The sequence below is a fragment of the Bacillus cereus group sp. BfR-BA-01380 genome (assembly GCF_022663535.1).
GTDB classification, from domain to species: Bacteria; Bacillota; Bacilli; order Bacillales; family Bacillaceae_G; genus Bacillus_A; species Bacillus_A cereus_BB.
On the sequence record NZ_JAKUFS010000018.1, the window covers coordinates 23,648 to 41,952 of the forward strand.

Sequence of the window (18,305 nt, forward strand, 5' to 3'; positions counted from 1 at the left end):
ACCGTTCAGCGGTTCTTTTTTTCATTTTTTAAAAGCACAATGCGATAATTACCATGAAAAATAGATGGTTCTTCATATTGGATGGTAAGCGGTAAAGTTCCAATAATATCATCCAACTTACGATTAATATTTGTTCCAAGTCTCTCGGTAAATAGGTTCATTAATTTTCTAAATGGAGATAGCTGTTTTTCTTCAGGAAGAAATTTATCTAAGATAATGATGTTTCCTCCGTCTTTCATAACGCGTAATGCTTCTGAAAGTGCAATATGAGGATGTTCAACAACACTTAAAATGAGGTTTAAAATAACAAGGTTAAATGAATTGTCTGGAAATGCAAGCTCTTCAGCATTCATTTGTTGATATACAACATGAGGATAAGGATATTTCCGTTTCGCTTGCGCTAACATATGATCTGAGAGGTCGATTCCAGTGATGAGGGTATTGTTCGGAAGAAGCGGGATATCTTGCCCTGTACCGACGCCAACTAATAATATTTTTTGATGTTTTGTAAAAGGTACAAGAGAAAAGGCTCGTTTCCTTGCCTTAATAAAGAAACGATTTTGCATGAAGAAATCATAAAATGTAGACCAAACTTTATAAATTTTTTGGTTTTGTTTATTTTTCATAACGTTTTCCCCCATTTCTATATACAATGTTAAAAAATAAAAAGCGGAAATTATTGACACATATGAACAATCACTCATATAATAAAAATATAACATATATGAACAGTTATTCATATGTTCAAGTGAAGAGGTGAGCTATTGTGACGGAACAAAAAGTAGAAACAAATGAAGAAACGTGTTTACAAAATGTCATTCATCAAGAAGTTATTGAAAAAGTACAACAAACGATTCCACAGGATGATAGCTTAAGTCAAGTAGCAGAATTATTTAAAGTATTAGGAGACCGTACGCGCACACGTATTTTACACGCCTTATTTGAAGCAGAAATGTGCGTATGCGATTTAGCATATTTACTCGGAATGACACAGTCGTCTATTTCTCATCAATTACGCGTATTAAAGCAAGCAAAGCTTGTGAAAAATCGTAAAGAAGGAAAAGTAGTGTACTATTCACTTGCAGACCATCACGTTATTCATATTTTTGAGCAAGCATTTGAGCACGTAAATGAAGAAAAATAGAAAAAACACAAGGAGGGAGAAATATGGGGGACGCACTGGTAAAACGAAAACTTGTGTTAGAAGGATTAGACTGCGCAAACTGTGCGATGAAAATTGAAAAAGGTGTAGGAGAACTAGAGGATGTATCATCCTGTTCTGTGAACTTCGTAACGAAAACGATGACAGTAGAAACATCGAAACAAAACGAAGAACATGTTGTCAAAGAAGCAACGCAACTTGTAAATAAATTAGAACCGCATGTTCATGTGAGAGAAGAACAAAAAACAAAAGCAACAAAAGAAACATTTATATTAGAAGGTTTGGATTGTGCAAACTGCGCGATGAAAATTGAAACAAAAATAAACGAAATGCCTGCAATTACATCCGCATCTGTTGATTTTGTTTCTAAAAAATTAAAAATAGAAGTAGCAAATAAACAAGAATTAGAGACAACTGTTGCGAACATAAAAGAAGTCATACAGAAATTAGAACCAGAAGTAAACGTAGTGCGTGAGAAAGAGAATACAGAACATAATCATAGTCATGATCACGGAGAAGCGAATACGAAAAAAATGATTTGGCGGTTATCAATCGGAGCGATTTTAACTGCTATTGCTGCACTAGCTTCATTACCGCAAATCATCACAATTCCACTTTTCGTGATTGCTTATATTATTATAGGCGGCGATATAGTTTTACGTGCTGCAAAGAATATTGTACGCGGGCAAGTGTTTGACGAAAACTTTTTAATGGCAATTGCAACACTTGGTGCTTTTGGGACTCAAAACTATTCAGAAGCTGTCGCGGTTATGCTCTTTTACCAAGTAGGTGAATTGTTCCAAAGTATTGCGGTGAATCGTTCGCGTAAGTCGATTAGTTCGTTAATGGACATTCGACCTGATTATGCAAACTTAAAGGTAGGAAATGAAACGAAACAAGTATCGCCGGAAGATGTACACATTGGTGATTTCATTATCGTCAAACCAGGTGAAAAAGTACCATTAGACGGTAAAGTAATCGAAGGAACATCAATGGTAGATACATCGGCATTAACAGGAGAATCTGTACCTCGTGAAGTCGAGGTCGGCAGTGATGTATTAAGTGGTTTTGTGAATCAAAATGGTGTATTAACAATTGAAGTGACGAAAGAGTACGGTGAATCTACTGTTTCGAAAATTTTAGATTTAGTACAAAACGCAAGTAGTCGTAAAGCACCGACAGAAAACTTTATTACAAAATTTGCTCGTTATTATACACCAGCTGTCGTCGTTACAGCTGCAGTACTAGCTTTTGTTCCACCGCTTATTATCGAGGGAGCAACGTTCTCGGATTGGATTTATAGAGCGCTCGTCTTTCTTGTTATTTCTTGTCCTTGTGCATTAGTTGTTTCGATTCCACTGGGGTTCTTCGGTGGTATTGGCGCAGCATCTAAGAGCGGAATTTTAATAAAGGGCAGTAACTATTTAGAAGCATTAAATGATGTGAAACATATCGTATTTGATAAAACAGGTACGTTAACAAAAGGTGTCTTTAAAGTAACAGATATGCAGCCAAGCGAATTTGTGACGAAAGAAGAATTGTTACAGTATGCAGCATTTGCAGAAGTATATTCGAATCATCCAATCGCACAGTCCATTCGAGCTGCATATGGAAAAGTAGTCAATGAACAGATGATTGAAGAGTATAATGAAATTTCTGGTCATGGTACAGTTGTGAAAGTGAATGGGAAAGAAATCTTTGCTGGAAATGCAAAGTTAATGAGAAAAGAAAATATTCCATTCCAGCAACCGCAAACTGTTGGAACACTTGTGCACATAGCTGTAGATGGTATGTATGCTGGATACATTGTCATTTCTGATGAAATTAAAGAAGATGCTCAGCAAGCAATTCAATTATTAAAACAACTTGGTGTAAAAAGAACCGTCATGTTAACTGGTGATGCAAAGTCAGTCGGAGAAGCAGTTGGGAAACAACTTGGTATTGATGAAGTCCATACAGAATTATTGCCGCAGCAAAAAGTAGAAGAGATTGAAAAAATTGATGCGACAAAACATCCGAAAGAAAAAATTGCGTTCGTTGGAGACGGTATTAACGATACACCTGTATTAGCAAGAGCAGATGTTGGGATTGCAATGGGTGGTTTAGGATCAGACGCAGCAATTGAAGCAGCTGACATTGTCATTATGACAGATGAACCTTCGAAAATAGGAACGGCTATTCAAATTGCAAAACGCACGCGTAGTATTGTATGGCAAAACATCATTTTTGCCTTAGGGATAAAAGGAGTTGTTCTTTTATTAGGGGCATTCGGCATTGCAACGATGTGGGAAGCAGTCTTCTCAGATGTTGGAGTAACTTTGCTAGCTGTATTAAATGCGATGCGTGTATTGCGAGTAAAAGATTTGTAAAAGGAGAGAAGCAAGATGCTTCTCTCCTTATTTTTTGATTGAATTTGCAATTTGTTCTCGCACTGTTTGAATATAATTCATTTTATGATCCCAGCACGCTTGGCTTAAATCGACTGGGTATTCTTCTGGATTAAGTGTCCGTTTATACTCTTCCCATAAGCATGATAAGCTGTTCTGTGTATGGCGCTGAATATGAAGGATGTCAGGTGCTTCGTATGTAAGCTGTCCGTTCACAAATATATCATGATGCAGCTCTTTTGCTTCAAAGTTCGTGACAAATTTACTAATATAAGTATGAACAGGGTGGAACATTTTTAAGCGCTCTTCTTGCTGCGGTTCTTCTGTCTCCAATGCAATATAATCGCCTTCTGCATGCTGATTGATACGATTGATAATACGATAGACACGCTTTAATCCTGGTGTTGTAATTTTTTCAGGGTTGGACGAAATTTTAATTGTGTCGTTTAATACGCCATTTTCATCTTCAATACAAACCAATTTATAAACAGCACCTAATGCTGGCTGTTCAAATGATGTGATCAGTTTTGTTCCAACACCCCATACGTCAATTTTTGCTCCTTGCGATTTTAAATGTAAAATCGTGTATTCATCTAAGTCGCTTGAAGCAATAATTTTTGTATTGGTAAATCCAGCAGCATCTAACATTTTACGTGCTTCTTTCGATAAGTACGCCATATCTCCGCTATCGAGGCGGATGCCATAAAAGTTAATGTGGTCACCAAATTCTTTTGCGACGCGGATCGCATTTGGTACACCAGATTTTAATGTGTCGTATGTATCAACGAGAAAAACGCATTTTTCATGTGTTTCTGCATATTTTTTGAAGGCTATATATTCATCGCGATACGCTTGTACAAATGAATGAGCGTGTGTACCAGCAACCGGAATCCCAAAGCGTTTTCCAGCTCGAACATTACTCGTTGAAGAAAAGCCGCCGATGAATGCTGCTCGTGTTCCCCAAAGTGCTGCATCAAACTCATGAGCGCGGCGTGTTCCGAATTCAAGAAGTTCATCATCACCAGCTGCATGCTTCATCCGTGCAGCTTTTGTAGCAATTAATGTTTGGTAGTTCACAATATTTAAAAGTGCGGTTTCAATAATTTGCGCTTCTCCAAGTGGTGCTTCTATACGCAAAAGGGGTTCGTTATGAAAGACCACTTCACCTTCCTGCATACTGCGAATAGAACCAGTAAACTTCATATTTTGTAAGTAGTGTAAAAAATCTTCTTCAAATTGAAGTTCTTTTAGATAGGCAATATCACTTTCTGTAAACTTAAAGTTCTCCACATATTCTATAATCTTTTCGAGCCCTGCAAAAATAGCATAACCATTTTCGAAAGGCAGCTTGCGAAAGTATAAATCGAATACTGCGCGGCGGTTATGAATATGATCTTTCCAATACGTATAGGCCATATTAATTTGATATAAGTCTGTGTGTAAGGCGTAGCTATCGTCTTTATAATGTACCATAACGTAAACACCTCCATATTTTGGTTATAGTATACCTCTTTTTTGAAATTTTTTGCTTAAAATTATACATATCATAAATGTTAAAAAGTGAAAACAAAAAATTCTTCGGAATATTTTTATTTATCAATTTATATTTTTGCCAAATTTATGTATTATTAAAGTACTAGGGTATAACTTAGAATGGAGGAGGGGACTATGCAACAAAACCTGGAAAAAATGGGTAAGCAAATTTTTTACAAACGACTCCAACAAAAAATGACACAAGAAGAACTCTGCCAAGGCATTTGTTCCGTCTCATATTTAAGTAAAATTGAAAATGGGAAAATTGAAGCCTCAGAAGAAATATTGCAGTTATTATGTACGAAATTAGAGATTGCAGTTTCGGATTTAAGAGATATTGAAGCTGAGGTGAAAGAAAAGTTAGAGGAGTGGTTAAAGGCACTAGTTCACTTAGATAAATATAAAGTTGAAGAGTTATATAGAGAACTAGAAGCAGAAATGCAACAAATTGTTGATTTTGAAATTGTAAATTATTATAAGTTGTTATATATACGATATTTAATTATGAAGAGAAATGTACCAGCCCTTAAAGAGGAGTTGGAGAAACTAAAAAAAGTTTATAAAAAATATTCTCCCTTTCAGCAACTGTTATATAAGTATAGTCAGGCTTTATGCTATTGCCTTCAGCATAAATGGCAAGAGGGATTACAGCTTTTAGTTCAGACAGAGCTAATGGCAAAAGAACAAGATTATTATGAAACGGGAATTTATTATAATTTAGCGCTTGCATATACTCATTTGGAAATTCCACATATGGCACTTCATTTTGCTAATATTGCCATGGAAGGATTTCGAAATGAATATAAATTTCGAAATGTGATTAATTGTCAAATCATCGTTGCATTAAGTTATGTTGAAAAAGGACAGTATGATGAAGCGTTAAAAATTTATGAGAGTATACTGCGTGAAGCGGATTCTTTTTCTGAAAAAGATGTATTGATGGCAATGGTATTAAGTAATATCGGCAACATACATTATAGAAAGAAAAAGTATGAAGAAGCTAAAAAATATTATACCAAAAGTTTACAATGTCAAAGAGAAGAAGATGTGAACTATGTCAGTACGGTATATGAGATGGCCCTGCAATGTATTCACCTTGAACAATTAGAAGAAGCAAAAGAGTGGATTGATAAGGGAATCATTTCTGCTAAGAAAGACGAAAGGTGTAATACGAAGTTGTACTTACTCCTTATGCTTCGTTATAAGTATTTTACAGAACCAAGTGTATATAAAGTATTTTTAGAAACAGAAGCAATACCTTTTTTCAAAAGTGCAGGAAGTAAAAAAGAATTGAAGAAAGTATATATAGAACTCGCTGAGTACTTTGAGAGTTCTTTGCAATTTAAAGAAAGCAATCATTATTATAAGTTAGCAATTGAAGTTCTTGAAACGATACTGGGGGGATAAGGATGAAAAAAGCAGTAATCGGTATAGTTTTAACAATGGTGGCATTAGTTGTTATAGCTGATACGCAATATACTCACGTACCAGATGTTTTTGGACAAGCTACTAATACAGTTGAAACAGTAAATATGTAAGGTGACCATTTGGAATGAGACTGACTCGAAATGTCGTTAAAAAACGGCTTTTTGAGTCAGTTTTTTTATTCTTGTTTTTAAATTGTTCGTCAAAATTCTACAAAACTTGAGAAATAAAATATTTAAATATTAAGATCGCTACTCTTTTATCATATTAGAATCAAGTAAATGTGAGTATTTAAATAGTATGGAATAACAGATAAGCCCTCTGTACTGCTGAAAAAGGGGGGGCTAAATAATTGTTATCCAAAGTTCACAAAATCTTGAGAAATAAATTATTTTAATTTTCAGTATTTTAATAGTGGAAACTTAATGCTACTATAAATCTACTTTCTTAAAAAATTTGTTAGGGGGAAGAGAATTATGAAGAAAAAGAGCTTAGCGTTTGTGTTAGCAGCGGGAATGGCAGTGACAACGTTCGGGGGGACAAGCTCCGCATTTGCAGATTCAAAGAACGTACTTTCTACAAAGAAATACAATGAGACTGTACAGTCCCCAGAGTTTGTATCGGGTGACTTAACAGGAGCGTCTGGGAAAAAAGCAGAATCTGTTGTATTTGATTATTTAAACGCTGCGAAAAAAGATTATAAACTAGGCGAAAAAAGTGCAGAGGAATCTTTTAAAGTGCAACAAGTTGTGAAAGATCCTGTAGGAGGAGCAACAGTTGTCCGCTTACAGCAAGTGTATGAAGGTGTACCAGTGTGGGGTTCCACTCAAGTAGCTCATATTGAGAAAGATGGTGCATTAAAAGTTGTATCAGGAACTGTTGCGCCTGATTTAGATAAGAAAGAGAAGCTAAAAAATAAAAATAAAATTGACGGAAAACAAGCAATTGCAGTCGCACAAAAAGATTTAGGACTGAATCCAAAATATGAGGTAGAGCCGTCAGCGGACTTATATGTATATCAAAATGGTGAGCAAACAACATACGCATATGTTGTGAAATTAAATTTCTTAGATCCAGAGCCAGGAAATTATTATTATTTTGTTGAAGCAAACAGTGGGAAAGTATTGAATAAGTACAACACAATTCATAATGCAACTCCTGCAAGTAAGGCGCCGATTAAGCCTGTAACAGGTACAAATAAAGTGGGGACAGGTAAAGGGGTATTAGGAGATACAAAGTCTATTAATACAACATTATCTGGATCTAGCTATTATTTACAAGACAATACACGTGGTGCGGCAATTTACACATATGATGCAAAGAATCGTACGACTCTTCCAGGAACGTTATGGGCAGATGCAGATAATATCTTTAATGCTAGTCGTGATGCAGCGGCAGTAGATGCGCATTATTATGCTGGCGTAACGTATGATTACTATAAAAAGACGTTTAATCGCAATTCTTATGATAATGCTGGTGGAACGTTAAAATCAACAGTTCATTATAAGAGCGGTTATAATAATGCTTTCTGGAATGGATCCCAAATGGTGTATGGTGATGGAGATGGATATACATTTATTCCATTATCCGGTGGATTAGATGTTGTCGGACATGAATTAACGCATGCTGTGACAGAAACGAGTTCGAATCTTATTTATCAAGATGAGTCTGGTGCATTAAATGAAGCAATCTCTGATATTTTTGGAACATTAATAGAATATGCTGATAACCGTAACCCAGATTGGGAAATTGGTGAAGATATTTATACGCCTGGTACAGCTGGGGATGCGCTTCGCTCTATGAGTGATCCAACAAAATATGGTGACCCAGATCATTATTCTAAACGCTATACAGGAACGGACGATAACGGCGGCGTTCATACAAACAGTAGTATTATTAATAAAGCTGCATACTTATTAGCAAATGGTGGTACACATTATGGCGTAACGGTAAATGGTATTGGTAAAGATAAAGTAGGTGCAATCTACTATCGTGCAAATACACAATATTTCACTGAATCTACAACATTTGGTCAAGCTCGTGCTGGATTGGTACAAGCAGCAGCTGATTTATACGGCGCAAACTCTGCAGAAGTGGCAGCTGTGAAGCAGTCTTATGATGCAGTTGGTGTGAACTAAGTTCCACTCCCCTTTATCCCGCTATTTGGGGGGCAGTAATACTCCCACCTCAAAATTCAGCGAAAGCATTGTCCAGCTCTAGCGGCTAGAATCTCCGGTCGTTTCGCCCCCTCGGACGAGGCAGAAAGCGCCTCTCCGCCTTGTGCGTGGGCGTCCTGCGATTCTGAGCGGGCCGCTTCCGCCTTTCTTAAGAAGTTAGGTGGGAGATAAACTGCCCGTAAAAGCCCGATTGGTGAGGGCTAATAATCAGTGGGGGATGAAGAAAACCCCCACTGATTAAAGTTTTACTTTATATAATGAAAAAGGAGCATATGCTCCTTTTTTCATTTTTTCTTCCATGTTTTCCACAAATAAAATAAGCTCGCGCAACCGACAATTGTTATAATCCATTTTGCTTCACTTGTTCCGTTTATAACTTGGTAGGTAGAATACGCTTCAATAAGTAGAGCTGGTATTTTCCCAAGGGTACTAGCGATGCTAAAAGTCAGAATGGACATCGTTCCGAGGGCTGCAAATAGTGTTACGATGCCAGACGGAATAAAGGGTATGAGGCGAAATGATAAAACGAGGAAGAATGCTTCTTTTCCTTGTACATAAAGAAGTTGTCCTACTTTTGGATATTTATCTATATTTTTTTGAGCAATGTTTTGAAAGCCGAGCCGGTATAAATAAAATGAAATAATGGCTCCTAATGCTTCTCCAGCAATTGAGATGACTGTTCCTGTTGTTACCCCAAATAATGAAATGTTAATAGCAGTCAAAAAAACACTAGGAATAATAGCTGCTAGGCTAATAAGAATATTAAATAAGATGCTAAGCGGAATTGCCATTGCTTGATGCTCTATAAGAAAAGAATGAATCATTTCTGCCATATAAATTAGTTTTCCTTTGCTTTTTTTAGCATTACATCACACTTTTCATATGAAGACAATAAAATTTTGTAAGATCATAGATTTATTTGAAGAAAAAGTCATATTTCTATAGAAAGAATGGCTAGGGGATAACAGAATATATACGATAGAATTGACTTTTTCTAAAGATAATACAATAATCATGAAAGAGGTGATACGATGAAAAAGTTATGGAATGTTATGATAAGCATCATGCTTATGATGATACTTGTATTAAGTGGATGTTCAAGTCAAACGAAACCGAAAGATAATACTGCATCATCAATTGTAAACGTTAGTGATAAAATTTTAGATGAAATGGAAGGACCACCAAAAAATGGTCATACGCTAGAACGTCACGTTGGGAAAACAGATGAGCAGTTGAAAGAACGATTACGTACAGATAATGTATCTGCCGCAAGTACATATTATGATAAAGAAACGGCAACAAAGGCAGTAAAAGATGGTTTAAAGCAGCATGAAAAAGAAATTGAAAAATGGTTGAAAGAATCGAAGGAAAACCGTCTTGTATTGAATACAAAGCATAACTTTGCTGTGGGAAAAGCAGTATTAAAAAAGGATATGCGTGTAAAGGATGGACTTCGTAATACAGTGACTGTGTTGCAGAGAGATAAAGGAAGTCAGCTCGGTTTTAAAATTATTACTTCTTATCCTTCTGAGAAATAAGAAAGGTGGGGAATTTATGTATGCAACATTTCAATATTTTCTTAGAGCGTATTGTACATTAAGTATATATGAAGAAGAAATGGCTCATCTTATGCAACAATTTAAAGAACAGGAAGAACAAGAAACGCAGGAAAAATTATTACAAGAATTTGCTCAAATACAAAAAAGAGAAGATTGGGAGAAAGTAAGGCAAGAAGCTGAACAATATGGAAGTCGTGTGTGGACAATAGAAGAAGCAAAAGTACATATCGGTAATTTTATTTCTATATTACAAAACAAAAAGGCGTGAATCATCCCGCCTTTTTGTATGTGCTTTTTGAAATTTGACCGCTGGAGAGCACTTGCCCATTTTGTGTTACTTTTTTATATGTTACAGCTACAATGCTTTTATCAGTTTCACTTATAACTTTCGAAGAAACCTCTACATTTTTTCCTGTATTTGTACCGAAAATACGAGCAGTTACACTACTGCCACCCGCGAATGCTTGAATATAAATATATTTACCTGTATTATTTTTAAATTTCAAATCAGGGCCGTAGTCAGCAACTGCTGCATCTTGCCCAAGAGGTAAGTAATGGACTGGTAAAGAATGATTACTTCGATCTACAACTCCTAAATCAGCTCGTAATACGGCACCATATAATGTGCTGCTTAATTGGCAAACACCACCCCCAGCACTTTGTTCTACTTTTCCATTTACGTATATACCTGCTAATTTATAACCATGTGCTCCATCTGTTATGCCAACGCGACCATTAAAACTAAATGTCTCATCGGGTGCAACAAATACTCCTGTTAATGTATCGGCAGCACGTTCTACATTAAAAGTTTGACTTTCGTTTCGTCCACCCAGTGGGGTAGAGTATTCAGCAATTACTTCTTGAATCCCCATATTTTTTACATCTTCTGTTGAGCGTTCGGGTTTCACAGCTGTAATTGGAACTTGGATATCTTGTTTATTTGTCGTAATGGCTTCTGTTGTGAGGGCTTTTAATTTCTCTTTATCAACTTTTTCGCCATCTTTACTATCGCTAATAGTAATTGTTGTTCCAGAAATAGATAAGTCGGCATTAACAGGTTCTGCTAAGGAATCATTATATTTTTCCTTAATAAATGCATCATATTTTGCTTTGTTTATAGAAGGTTCTAACTTATAATCACGTTTTAATTCACCTGTCTCAGCTTGTTTTCTCATTTTATAACGATTAGAAATATTGCCCTTTTGTTCTTTGAAAATTTTATCTGCAACATCTGTGCCCTTATATTCAACCCCTAAATCTTGCCAAGTATATGTATGTTTGTCATCCTGTAAGACGTAGTTCACAGATTTTTGATTTAACTCATCAATTTTTTGTTGAATCATTTTTTGAACGTCTGCTTTCGTTTTGCCATCTATGGAAATACCTTCAAATGTTGTGTGGGGTAAAACGTATGTATCTAACTGATGATCTAATTTGGACACATATTGATAAGCGCTAACACCACCAGCACAAAGGATGATTCCACCAGCAATTGCAGAACCAATAATCAAGTTGCGTAATTTCATTTATTTCCCTCCGAACAGAAAGTTTTTTGGCGTATTAATATATATTATTTCTAACGTGTAAATGATAAAAGTAGTAGTTCTTATACACTAGTATACTATTAATTTTATTACGTGTGTAACAATTTGATAAAAAACGTTACATTTTTGTAATATAATTTCCTATAATTAGAAAGTTTATGCAGGAGAGTAAAGTGAAACTTCCACCAGTGGGAGTTTTCTTCCTTATCTATCTTCTTTGCTGCGCTCTGAATCTTGAGGATGAATAGCGAGAGAGTTTTTCTTGAATTGTTTCATGAAGTGTAAGTTTTATGGGGAAAAGATAAGTACATAAGAAAAACAGCTGTTGTATCAACAGCTGTTTTTCTTATAATTTCTTATGATCTAATTTACCTGTAACACCAAGATGGTTTTGTAGTTCCTTCGTAATATCTTGAACATTCTTTTCGTCAGGGACATAATAGTATCTCTCATCAATATATTTGTCCTCGCCCTTGACTTGCAATTTATCAATCTTTAAGTGGGAGTCCATTGAATTTTTTGTAATTGCCATCATATCGTCGAAAGTTAAGTTTGTTTTTATATCATGATCGACTGCATCAAGTAAGTTACCGAGTTTGTTAATTGAATTTGCAGATAATGCTTTTTGAGCAATTGCTTCTAAAACGAGTTGTTGACGTCGACCGCGCATATAGTCGCTATCAATATGACGTGTTCTTGCTAGTGCAAGAGCTTGTTCACCATTTAAGTGTTGGTGCCCTTTTTCAAGGTGGATAGCACCTGGTTGGTCTTTACTGTCTTGTTCAGTAAATGTAACTGGTACATCTACATCAATACCGCCAAGAGAATCAACAATTTTTATAAATGATTTAAAGTTAAATTTTACGTAATAATCAACAGGAACATTTAAAAAGCGTTCTACTGTATTAATTGTGCTATCAACGCCACCAAATACGTGTGCGTGTGTAATTTTATCTTCTTTCTTTTCTGATGGAATATATACGCGAGAATCACGAGGAATGCTTAATAGCTTTACAGACTTATCATTTTTGTTAATAGTTGCAAATAACAACGCATCTGTACGAGTTGCAGTTCCATAATCTTTTGCTCGTGTATCGCTTTCATCAACACCCATAATTAGGACTGAAATATTATCAGTCATCGGTTTCACTGCTTTTTCACGTTTGTCTGATTTATCGCCGCGTCCTAATTCTGAGTAAGCACCATTAACAACAGCTTGTGCTTTATTATATATATGGAAGCAATAGCTGCCTCCTCCAATAATCAAGAGGAATAAAGGAATGAGAACAAACCAGAGTATACGTTTTTTCTTAGAGCGTTTTTGGGATGCTCTATTTATCGTTACGAAATCACGTTTCATTAATAATTCTCCTTTAAACAATCAATTCATATATTTTCTTAAAATTTTCAAAAAGGCACACTTTCTATTTTACATAAATACAATTGGTTTTCATTAAAAAATTTTAAATGACATAAAAATGAAATATATGAAATATATCGTATTATAAAAATGTTTATATTGTATAGAACAAAATAAAGTGGCTCGTTCAGAATGTGAGGGGGATGGAGCTTCTGACGTAGAGGTGTTTTTTTACCTCTTAGGAAGAAGCGAAGCCACCGAACATTCTAGCCACTGAAGCTGGACAATGCTTCCGCTGAATTTTGAGGCGGGAGTATTACTGCCCACAAATAGCGGGATAAAATACTGACTAAGGTTTGTCTGGCAACGACATTTTCTTGTTCCAATTCCAATATATGAGAAATGAAAATTTGTGAAATTTATACAGGTTTTCTTATGAGGAAATGAGAGAAAATAAAAAAAATTAAACTTATCTCGCTATTCGCTGGCAGTAAGCCACGTATCACGATTCAGAGAGAAACAAGGAAGATAGGTGGGAGCTAACTTGCCCACATGTGCCCGATTGGGCGGCTTTCCATCAGCGGGGGATGCTCATACTGATGGAGGCTTCACTTTATCTTTGCAGGAGGTGTAACTTTAGCTGTCTGCAGCTAAAGGGGATTATTGGAAATAGGGAATTTAATATTAGTTGCAGCTTTAATTGCGTTAACAGGTTTTTTCGTTGCAATTGAATTTGCGATTGTTAAAGTACGTAGTAGTCGCATTGATCAACTTGTAGGGGAAAAAAAGCGGGGAGCAATAGCGGCGAAAAAAGTGACTTCTAATTTAGATGAGTATTTGTCAGCGTGCCAGTTTGGAATTACCATTACAGCACTTGGACTTGGGTGGTTAGGTGAACCAACTGTAAAACATGTATTAGAGCCTGTATTGATTACACTTCAACTCTCTCCTCCAATTGCTAATACCGTATCTTTTGTTATTGCATTTGCTATTATTACTTTTTTACATGTTGTAGTTGGTGAATTGGCACCAAAAACATTTGCAATTCAAAAAGCAGAGCAAGTCAGTCTGATGTTTTCAAAGCCACTGATATATTTTTATCGCATTATGTATCCATTTATTTGGACATTAAATCATGCAGCTCGTTTTGTGGCAAGTTTATTTGGGCTAAAACCTGCTTCTGAACATGAAGTAGCGCATTCAGAGGAAGAGCTCCGCCTCATTTTATCAGAGAGTTATGAAAGCGGAGAAATTAATCAAGCAGAGTTTAAATATGTAAATAATATTTTTGAATTTGACAATCGTCTTGCGAAAGAGATTATGGTGCCGCGGACCGAGATTGTTGGATTATATGCCGAAGATTTATTTGAAACACATATTGAAATGATTCGACAGGAAAAATATACAAGATATCCAGTATTCGGTGAAGACAAAGATGAAGTTATAGGAATGGTGAATGTAAAAGATTTCTTTATTCGCTATATCGATGGGGAGGAACAAGAAGCAAAGTCGATTATGACATATACAAGGCCGGTTATTGAAGTAATGGAAAACATTCCAATACATGACTTGTTATTGAGCATGCAAAAAAAACGTATTCCTTTGGCAATTTTATATGACGAATATGGTGGAACGGCAGGACTTGTCACGCTTGAGGATATTTTAGAAGAAATTGTGGGAGAAATTCAAGATGAATATGATGAAGATGAGTATCCACCTATCCAACACATTAGTGACAATTGTAAAGTAGTTGATGGAAAAGTGTTAGTAAGTGAGATCAATGATTTGTTTGGCTTACAATTGAATGAACAGGATGTGGACACAATTGGGGGATGGTTGATGATGCAAGGACAACCAATTGCAGAAGGGGATACGACTGTTGTTGGTGAATGGACATTTACTATTCTTGAAAAAGATACGCATCAAATTAAGCGAATAGAGATTAGAAAAATGGAAACGAAAGAAAAAGGCTGATGAACGAGTCATCAGCCTTTTGTGTTATAAAATATGTAATACAGCGTTAAGTTGAAGTAAGCTAATAATTAATAAGAAGAGTAAGCTATATTTCATTGTTGTTTTAAATAGCTCTGATTCTTTACCAACTATTCCAACTGCCGCACAAGCTACAGCAACTGATTGTGGTGATACCATTTTTGCTATTGTACCGCCTACTACGTTTAAGGCAACGAGAGTAGAAGGGACGATATCTAATTGAGCGGCTGTAACAGCTTGAAGAGGCGCAAATAGAGAGCCGCTGGATACTACAGAACCAGTTAAGAATACGCCAATCCAACCTAAGATTGGAGAAAGAATAGGGAATGCATCTCCAGTAGATGATAAAGCTAATCCAAGAGTTGAAGACATACCAGAGTAGTTTGTTACATATGCTAATGCAATTACACTACAGATTGTATAAATTGGTGTTTTTAACTCTTTTAATGTTTCAATAGTTAATTCTTTTACTAACTTACCACTTACACGGAATACGAGTAAAGATACAATAATTGCAAGTATAATTGCAGTAGTTGTTGATGAGAATACATCTAACTTAAAGATTGCTGGAAACGGTGTATTTGCTTTAACGATTGGCGCTGTTTTCATCACGTGATTGTGCAGACCAGGTACTTGAATATTCCATACTAAGCTACTTAATGCACCATTTGGAGCGAATAATGCTTTTACCGCTTTTAAGTTGAAAATTGTTACAAGTGCAGTTAAGAATACAAATGGTGACCAAGCATATAAAATTTGCTTCATAGTATAACTATGTTTTTCTTGTTTATTGGGTTTCTCTTTTGCAGAAGATTTTGGTTGCCATACTCGTAAGAATAATGCTAATGCAATCATGCTGACTACAGCTGCGAAAATATCAGTAAGTTCTGCACCAAGGAAATATGTTACAACGAATTGAGTAAGAGCGAAAGAACCGCCGCTTACAAGAATACCTTGCCAAGTTTCTTTAATTCCTTTGAAACCATCAACGATTGCGACAAGTAAGAATGGTAAGACGAAACTAATAAATGGTAAAAATCCAACTGCATTACGACCAACAGTTAATGCGTCAAGTTGTGTTAATTGAGCGGGTACTGTAACTGGAATACCCATTGCACCCATCGCACCGCCGGCAATGTTAGCAACTAAACAGATACCTGCCGCTTTTAATGGATCAAATCCCATACCTACAAGTAGTGCTGCTGTAATAGCAACTGGTACACCAAAACCTGCTGCACCCTCTAAGAAAGCACCGAAAGAATAAGCAATTAATAATACTTGAAGACGAGGATCGTTTGTAATGCTAGAAATGCTATCGCGAATAACGTTAAATTGCTCAGTTTTTACAGTTAGTTTGTAAAGGAAAATTGCTGCGATAACAATTGTACAAATTGGATAAAACCCAGCTACTACACCGAAGGCAGCGGAGGATACAGCCATAGTTGCTGGCATTTTATAGACAAATATAGAAAGAATGATAGCTAAAATAACACTATAAAATCCAGATACGTATCCTTTCATTTTAAAGATTGTTAAGCATAGTACGAAAAATATAATTGGTATTGCAGCTACAAGTGCTGATAGCCAAATATTGTGTAAGGGGTCATAAATTTGTGTCCATGTACTCATAATTGTGACATCTCCTATGTATAAAATGTGAATTTGTTCACATAAAATGTGAAATAATTCACAAACAAATTATGTTTTTAGTATAATCCCCTTAAACACTATTGTCAACGTGGTAAAGTGTAATTATTTCATAGAATCTGTAACTGTAAAGATGTCACTACATTTTATCCCGCTATTTGTGGGCAGTAATACTCCCACCTCAAAATTCGGCGAAAGCATTGTCCAGCTCTAGCGGCTAGAATCTCCGGTCGTTTCGCCCCCTCGGACGAGGCAAAAAGCGCCTCTCTGTCGGGTGCTCCAACGTCCTGCGATTCTAAGCGAGCCGCTTCCGCTTTTCTGAAGAAGTTAGGCGGGAGATAAACTGCCCGTAAAAGCCCGATTGGTGAGGGCTGATTAAAGTTTCACTTTATGAATAAATTGGGAGAAATAAGGGAATTGATATACAGAAAAGAGTGCATACGGATAGGGTATGTTATATGTTGTTTATATATTCTTGTATAATTTTTAGCTCTCTACTATAAATTGGAGAGATGTGCTATTAGAGGATACAAAAAATATAACAAAAATGTTGAGAAATTTATTTTCGAAAGCAATGAACTTCCTTGTAGATACTTTGCTTTTTCCCTAAGTCGTATAGTATAATATTCAAACATCAAAAGAGAGTTTTCTCTCTATATAAAGGAGGAATGTGGTTTTTATTAATAGGAAGTTATTGAACATAGAATGGAATAACGAATAAGAAATATAAAAATAAAACATGTATAAATATAAAATAAATTGAAAAAATGAGGGGAAAATATGTATCAAAATCAATTTGATTGTCGTATTTCAGAAGAGGATGTACAAATGTTACGAGCATTAGCTCATCCGCTTCGTCTTCGTCTTGTAATGGAGCTGATGCAGCGTGGAGTTTGTAACGTAACACAGTTGCAGGAAGTATTAGAAATTCCACAATCGACAGTATCTCAACATTTAACAAAATTAAAGCAAAATAAAGTTGTACGTTTTGAAAGACGTGGCTTAGAAGTATATTATGAAGTGTACAATGAGAAAGTAAATGAAATTTTAAAAACATTATTTTCTTAAAATTGAAATATTATACAAAAAATAGGTATGTACTTGTACATACCTATTTTTTTATCCCGCTATTCGCAGAAAGTGAAACTTTATCCCGTATTAACGGGCAGTAGGACCCCCACCTCAAGATTCAGAGAGAAGCGTTGTCCAGCTCTAGCGGCTAGAATCTCCGGTCGTTTCGCCCCCTCGGACGAGGCAAAAAGCACCTCTCTGTCAGGGGCTCCAGCGTCCTGCGATTCTGAGCGAGCCGCTTCCGCTTTTCTAAAGAAGATAGGTGGGGGATAACTGCTGGCATGCGCCCGATTGGGCGGGCTAACCATCAGTGGGAGATGAAAAAACTCTCCACTGATGGAAGTTTCACTTTATCTCTAGATTGTTGAGAAATAAAGAGAGGGTCGGGAAAGTTACAGGGGATAAAATTCATTCAGACACGGCAAGATAAAAAAGAATAAGGAGGGAA

15 protein-coding genes are annotated in these 18,305 nt (G+C 36.0%); 9 read left to right on the forward strand and 6 right to left on the reverse strand.

The window, feature by feature from the left end; all coding sequences use genetic code 11:
• Nucleotides 1-5: 5 nt before the first annotated feature.
• Complete coding sequence (locus MR076_RS16540; protein WP_242222340.1) at nt 6-626, reverse strand: class I SAM-dependent methyltransferase; 621 nt, start codon at nt 624-626, stop codon at nt 6-8.
• A gap of 140 nt (nt 627-766) precedes the next feature.
• On the opposite strand from MR076_RS16540, the gene MR076_RS16545 reads away from it, so the two are divergent.
• Together MR076_RS16545 and MR076_RS16550 are read left to right on the forward strand one after the other, a co-directional pair.
• Nucleotides 767-1,144 (forward strand): ArsR/SmtB family transcription factor, encoded by a 378-nt coding sequence (locus MR076_RS16545; RefSeq protein WP_035434518.1) that lies wholly within the window; start codon nt 767-769, stop codon nt 1,142-1,144.
• A 23-nt stretch (nt 1,145-1,167) separates the two neighbouring features.
• On the forward strand, nt 1,168-3,531 hold the full coding sequence (locus tag MR076_RS16550) for a heavy metal translocating P-type ATPase (RefSeq protein WP_242222341.1): 2,364 nt from the start codon (nt 1,168-1,170) through the stop codon (nt 3,529-3,531).
• Nucleotides 3,532-3,558: 27 nt separating this feature from the next.
• Here the strand turns inward: MR076_RS16550 and MR076_RS16555 are convergent, their stop codons facing one another.
• Nucleotides 3,559-5,022, reverse strand: a complete 1,464-nt coding sequence (locus MR076_RS16555) for a nicotinate phosphoribosyltransferase (protein ID WP_242222342.1) — start codon at nt 5,020-5,022, stop codon at nt 3,559-3,561.
• Between the two features lie 195 nt (nt 5,023-5,217).
• Here MR076_RS16555 and MR076_RS16560 point away from each other — a divergent pair, with 195 nt between their 5' ends.
• From MR076_RS16560 to MR076_RS16570, 3 genes are all read left to right on the forward strand, one after another.
• Nucleotides 5,218-6,489, forward strand: coding sequence for a helix-turn-helix domain-containing protein (locus tag MR076_RS16560; protein WP_242222343.1), 1,272 nt, complete (start codon nt 5,218-5,220; stop codon nt 6,487-6,489).
• Between the two features lie 2 nt (nt 6,490-6,491).
• Complete coding sequence (locus tag MR076_RS16565) at nt 6,492-6,620, forward strand: NprX family peptide pheromone (protein ID WP_242222344.1); 129 nt, start codon at nt 6,492-6,494, stop codon at nt 6,618-6,620.
• Between the two features lie 363 nt (nt 6,621-6,983).
• Entirely contained in the window at nt 6,984-8,645 is a 1,662-nt protein-coding gene (locus tag MR076_RS16570; RefSeq protein ID WP_242222345.1) for a M4 family metallopeptidase, read from the forward strand.
• A gap of 323 nt (nt 8,646-8,968) precedes the next feature.
• On the opposite strand, the gene MR076_RS16575 is transcribed toward MR076_RS16570, so the two are convergent.
• On the reverse strand, nt 8,969-9,517 hold the full coding sequence (locus MR076_RS16575; RefSeq protein ID WP_242222346.1) for a TVP38/TMEM64 family protein: 549 nt from the start codon (nt 9,515-9,517) through the stop codon (nt 8,969-8,971).
• 198 nt (nt 9,518-9,715) lie between these two features.
• Between MR076_RS16575 and MR076_RS16580 the strand changes: the two genes are divergently transcribed.
• Nucleotides 9,716-10,222 (forward strand): RNase A-like domain-containing lipoprotein, encoded by a 507-nt coding sequence (locus MR076_RS16580; protein ID WP_242222347.1) that lies wholly within the window; start codon nt 9,716-9,718, stop codon nt 10,220-10,222.
• 16 nt (nt 10,223-10,238) lie between these two features.
• Nucleotides 10,239-10,511 (forward strand): hypothetical protein, encoded by a 273-nt coding sequence (locus MR076_RS16585; RefSeq protein ID WP_242222348.1) that lies wholly within the window; start codon nt 10,239-10,241, stop codon nt 10,509-10,511.
• Between the two features lies 1 nt (nt 10,512).
• On the opposite strand, the gene MR076_RS16590 is transcribed toward MR076_RS16585, so the two are convergent.
• Nucleotides 10,513-11,769: a VanW family protein gene (locus MR076_RS16590; protein ID WP_242222349.1), complete on the reverse strand. Its 1,257-nt coding sequence runs from the start codon at nt 11,767-11,769 to the stop codon at nt 10,513-10,515.
• Nucleotides 11,770-12,133: 364 nt separating this feature from the next.
• Entirely contained in the window at nt 12,134-13,147 is a 1,014-nt protein-coding gene (locus MR076_RS16595) for an LCP family glycopolymer transferase (RefSeq protein WP_242222350.1), read from the reverse strand.
• 663 nt (nt 13,148-13,810) lie between these two features.
• Here MR076_RS16595 and MR076_RS16600 point away from each other — a divergent pair.
• The gene (locus MR076_RS16600) at nt 13,811-15,121 is read left to right on the forward strand and encodes a hemolysin family protein (protein WP_242222351.1); all 1,311 of its coding nucleotides are present in this window, start codon (nt 13,811-13,813) and stop codon (nt 15,119-15,121) included.
• A gap of 24 nt (nt 15,122-15,145) precedes the next feature.
• Here the strand turns inward: MR076_RS16600 and MR076_RS16605 are convergent, their stop codons facing one another.
• Nucleotides 15,146-16,768, reverse strand: a complete 1,623-nt coding sequence (locus tag MR076_RS16605) for a lactate permease LctP family transporter (protein WP_242222352.1) — start codon at nt 16,766-16,768, stop codon at nt 15,146-15,148.
• A gap of 798 nt (nt 16,769-17,566) precedes the next feature.
• Between MR076_RS16605 and MR076_RS16610 the strand changes: the two genes are divergently transcribed.
• Nucleotides 17,567-17,854 carry an ArsR/SmtB family transcription factor gene (locus tag MR076_RS16610; protein ID WP_242222353.1) on the forward strand — a complete coding sequence of 96 codons (288 nt, stop codon included), beginning with the start codon at nt 17,567-17,569 and terminating at the stop codon, nt 17,852-17,854.
• Nucleotides 17,855-18,305 lie beyond the last annotated feature (451 nt).

What these genes read in the sequence shown, in the direction of transcription:
- MR076_RS16540 (WP_242222340.1), bottom strand. Translation starts at nt 626, where the DNA reads ATGAAAAATAAACAAAACCAAAAAATTTATAAAGTTTGGTCTACATTT.
- MR076_RS16550 (WP_242222341.1), top strand. Translation starts at nt 1,168, where the DNA reads ATGGGGGACGCACTGGTAAAACGAAAACTTGTGTTAGAAGGATTAGAC.
- MR076_RS16555 (WP_242222342.1), bottom strand. Translation starts at nt 5,022, where the DNA reads ATGGTACATTATAAAGACGATAGCTACGCCTTACACACAGACTTATAT.
- MR076_RS16560 (WP_242222343.1), top strand. Translation starts at nt 5,218, where the DNA reads ATGCAACAAAACCTGGAAAAAATGGGTAAGCAAATTTTTTACAAACGA.
- MR076_RS16565 (WP_242222344.1), top strand. Translation starts at nt 6,492, where the DNA reads ATGAAAAAAGCAGTAATCGGTATAGTTTTAACAATGGTGGCATTAGTT.
- MR076_RS16570 (WP_242222345.1), top strand. Translation starts at nt 6,984, where the DNA reads ATGAAGAAAAAGAGCTTAGCGTTTGTGTTAGCAGCGGGAATGGCAGTG.
- MR076_RS16575 (WP_242222346.1), bottom strand. Translation starts at nt 9,517, where the DNA reads ATGGCAGAAATGATTCATTCTTTTCTTATAGAGCATCAAGCAATGGCA.
- MR076_RS16580 (WP_242222347.1), top strand. Translation starts at nt 9,716, where the DNA reads ATGAAAAAGTTATGGAATGTTATGATAAGCATCATGCTTATGATGATA.
- MR076_RS16585 (WP_242222348.1), top strand. Translation starts at nt 10,239, where the DNA reads ATGTATGCAACATTTCAATATTTTCTTAGAGCGTATTGTACATTAAGT.
- MR076_RS16590 (WP_242222349.1), bottom strand. Translation starts at nt 11,769, where the DNA reads ATGAAATTACGCAACTTGATTATTGGTTCTGCAATTGCTGGTGGAATC.
- MR076_RS16595 (WP_242222350.1), bottom strand. Translation starts at nt 13,147, where the DNA reads ATGAAACGTGATTTCGTAACGATAAATAGAGCATCCCAAAAACGCTCT.
- MR076_RS16605 (WP_242222352.1), bottom strand. Translation starts at nt 16,768, where the DNA reads ATGAGTACATGGACACAAATTTATGACCCCTTACACAATATTTGGCTA.
- MR076_RS16610 (WP_242222353.1), top strand. Translation starts at nt 17,567, where the DNA reads ATGTATCAAAATCAATTTGATTGTCGTATTTCAGAAGAGGATGTACAA.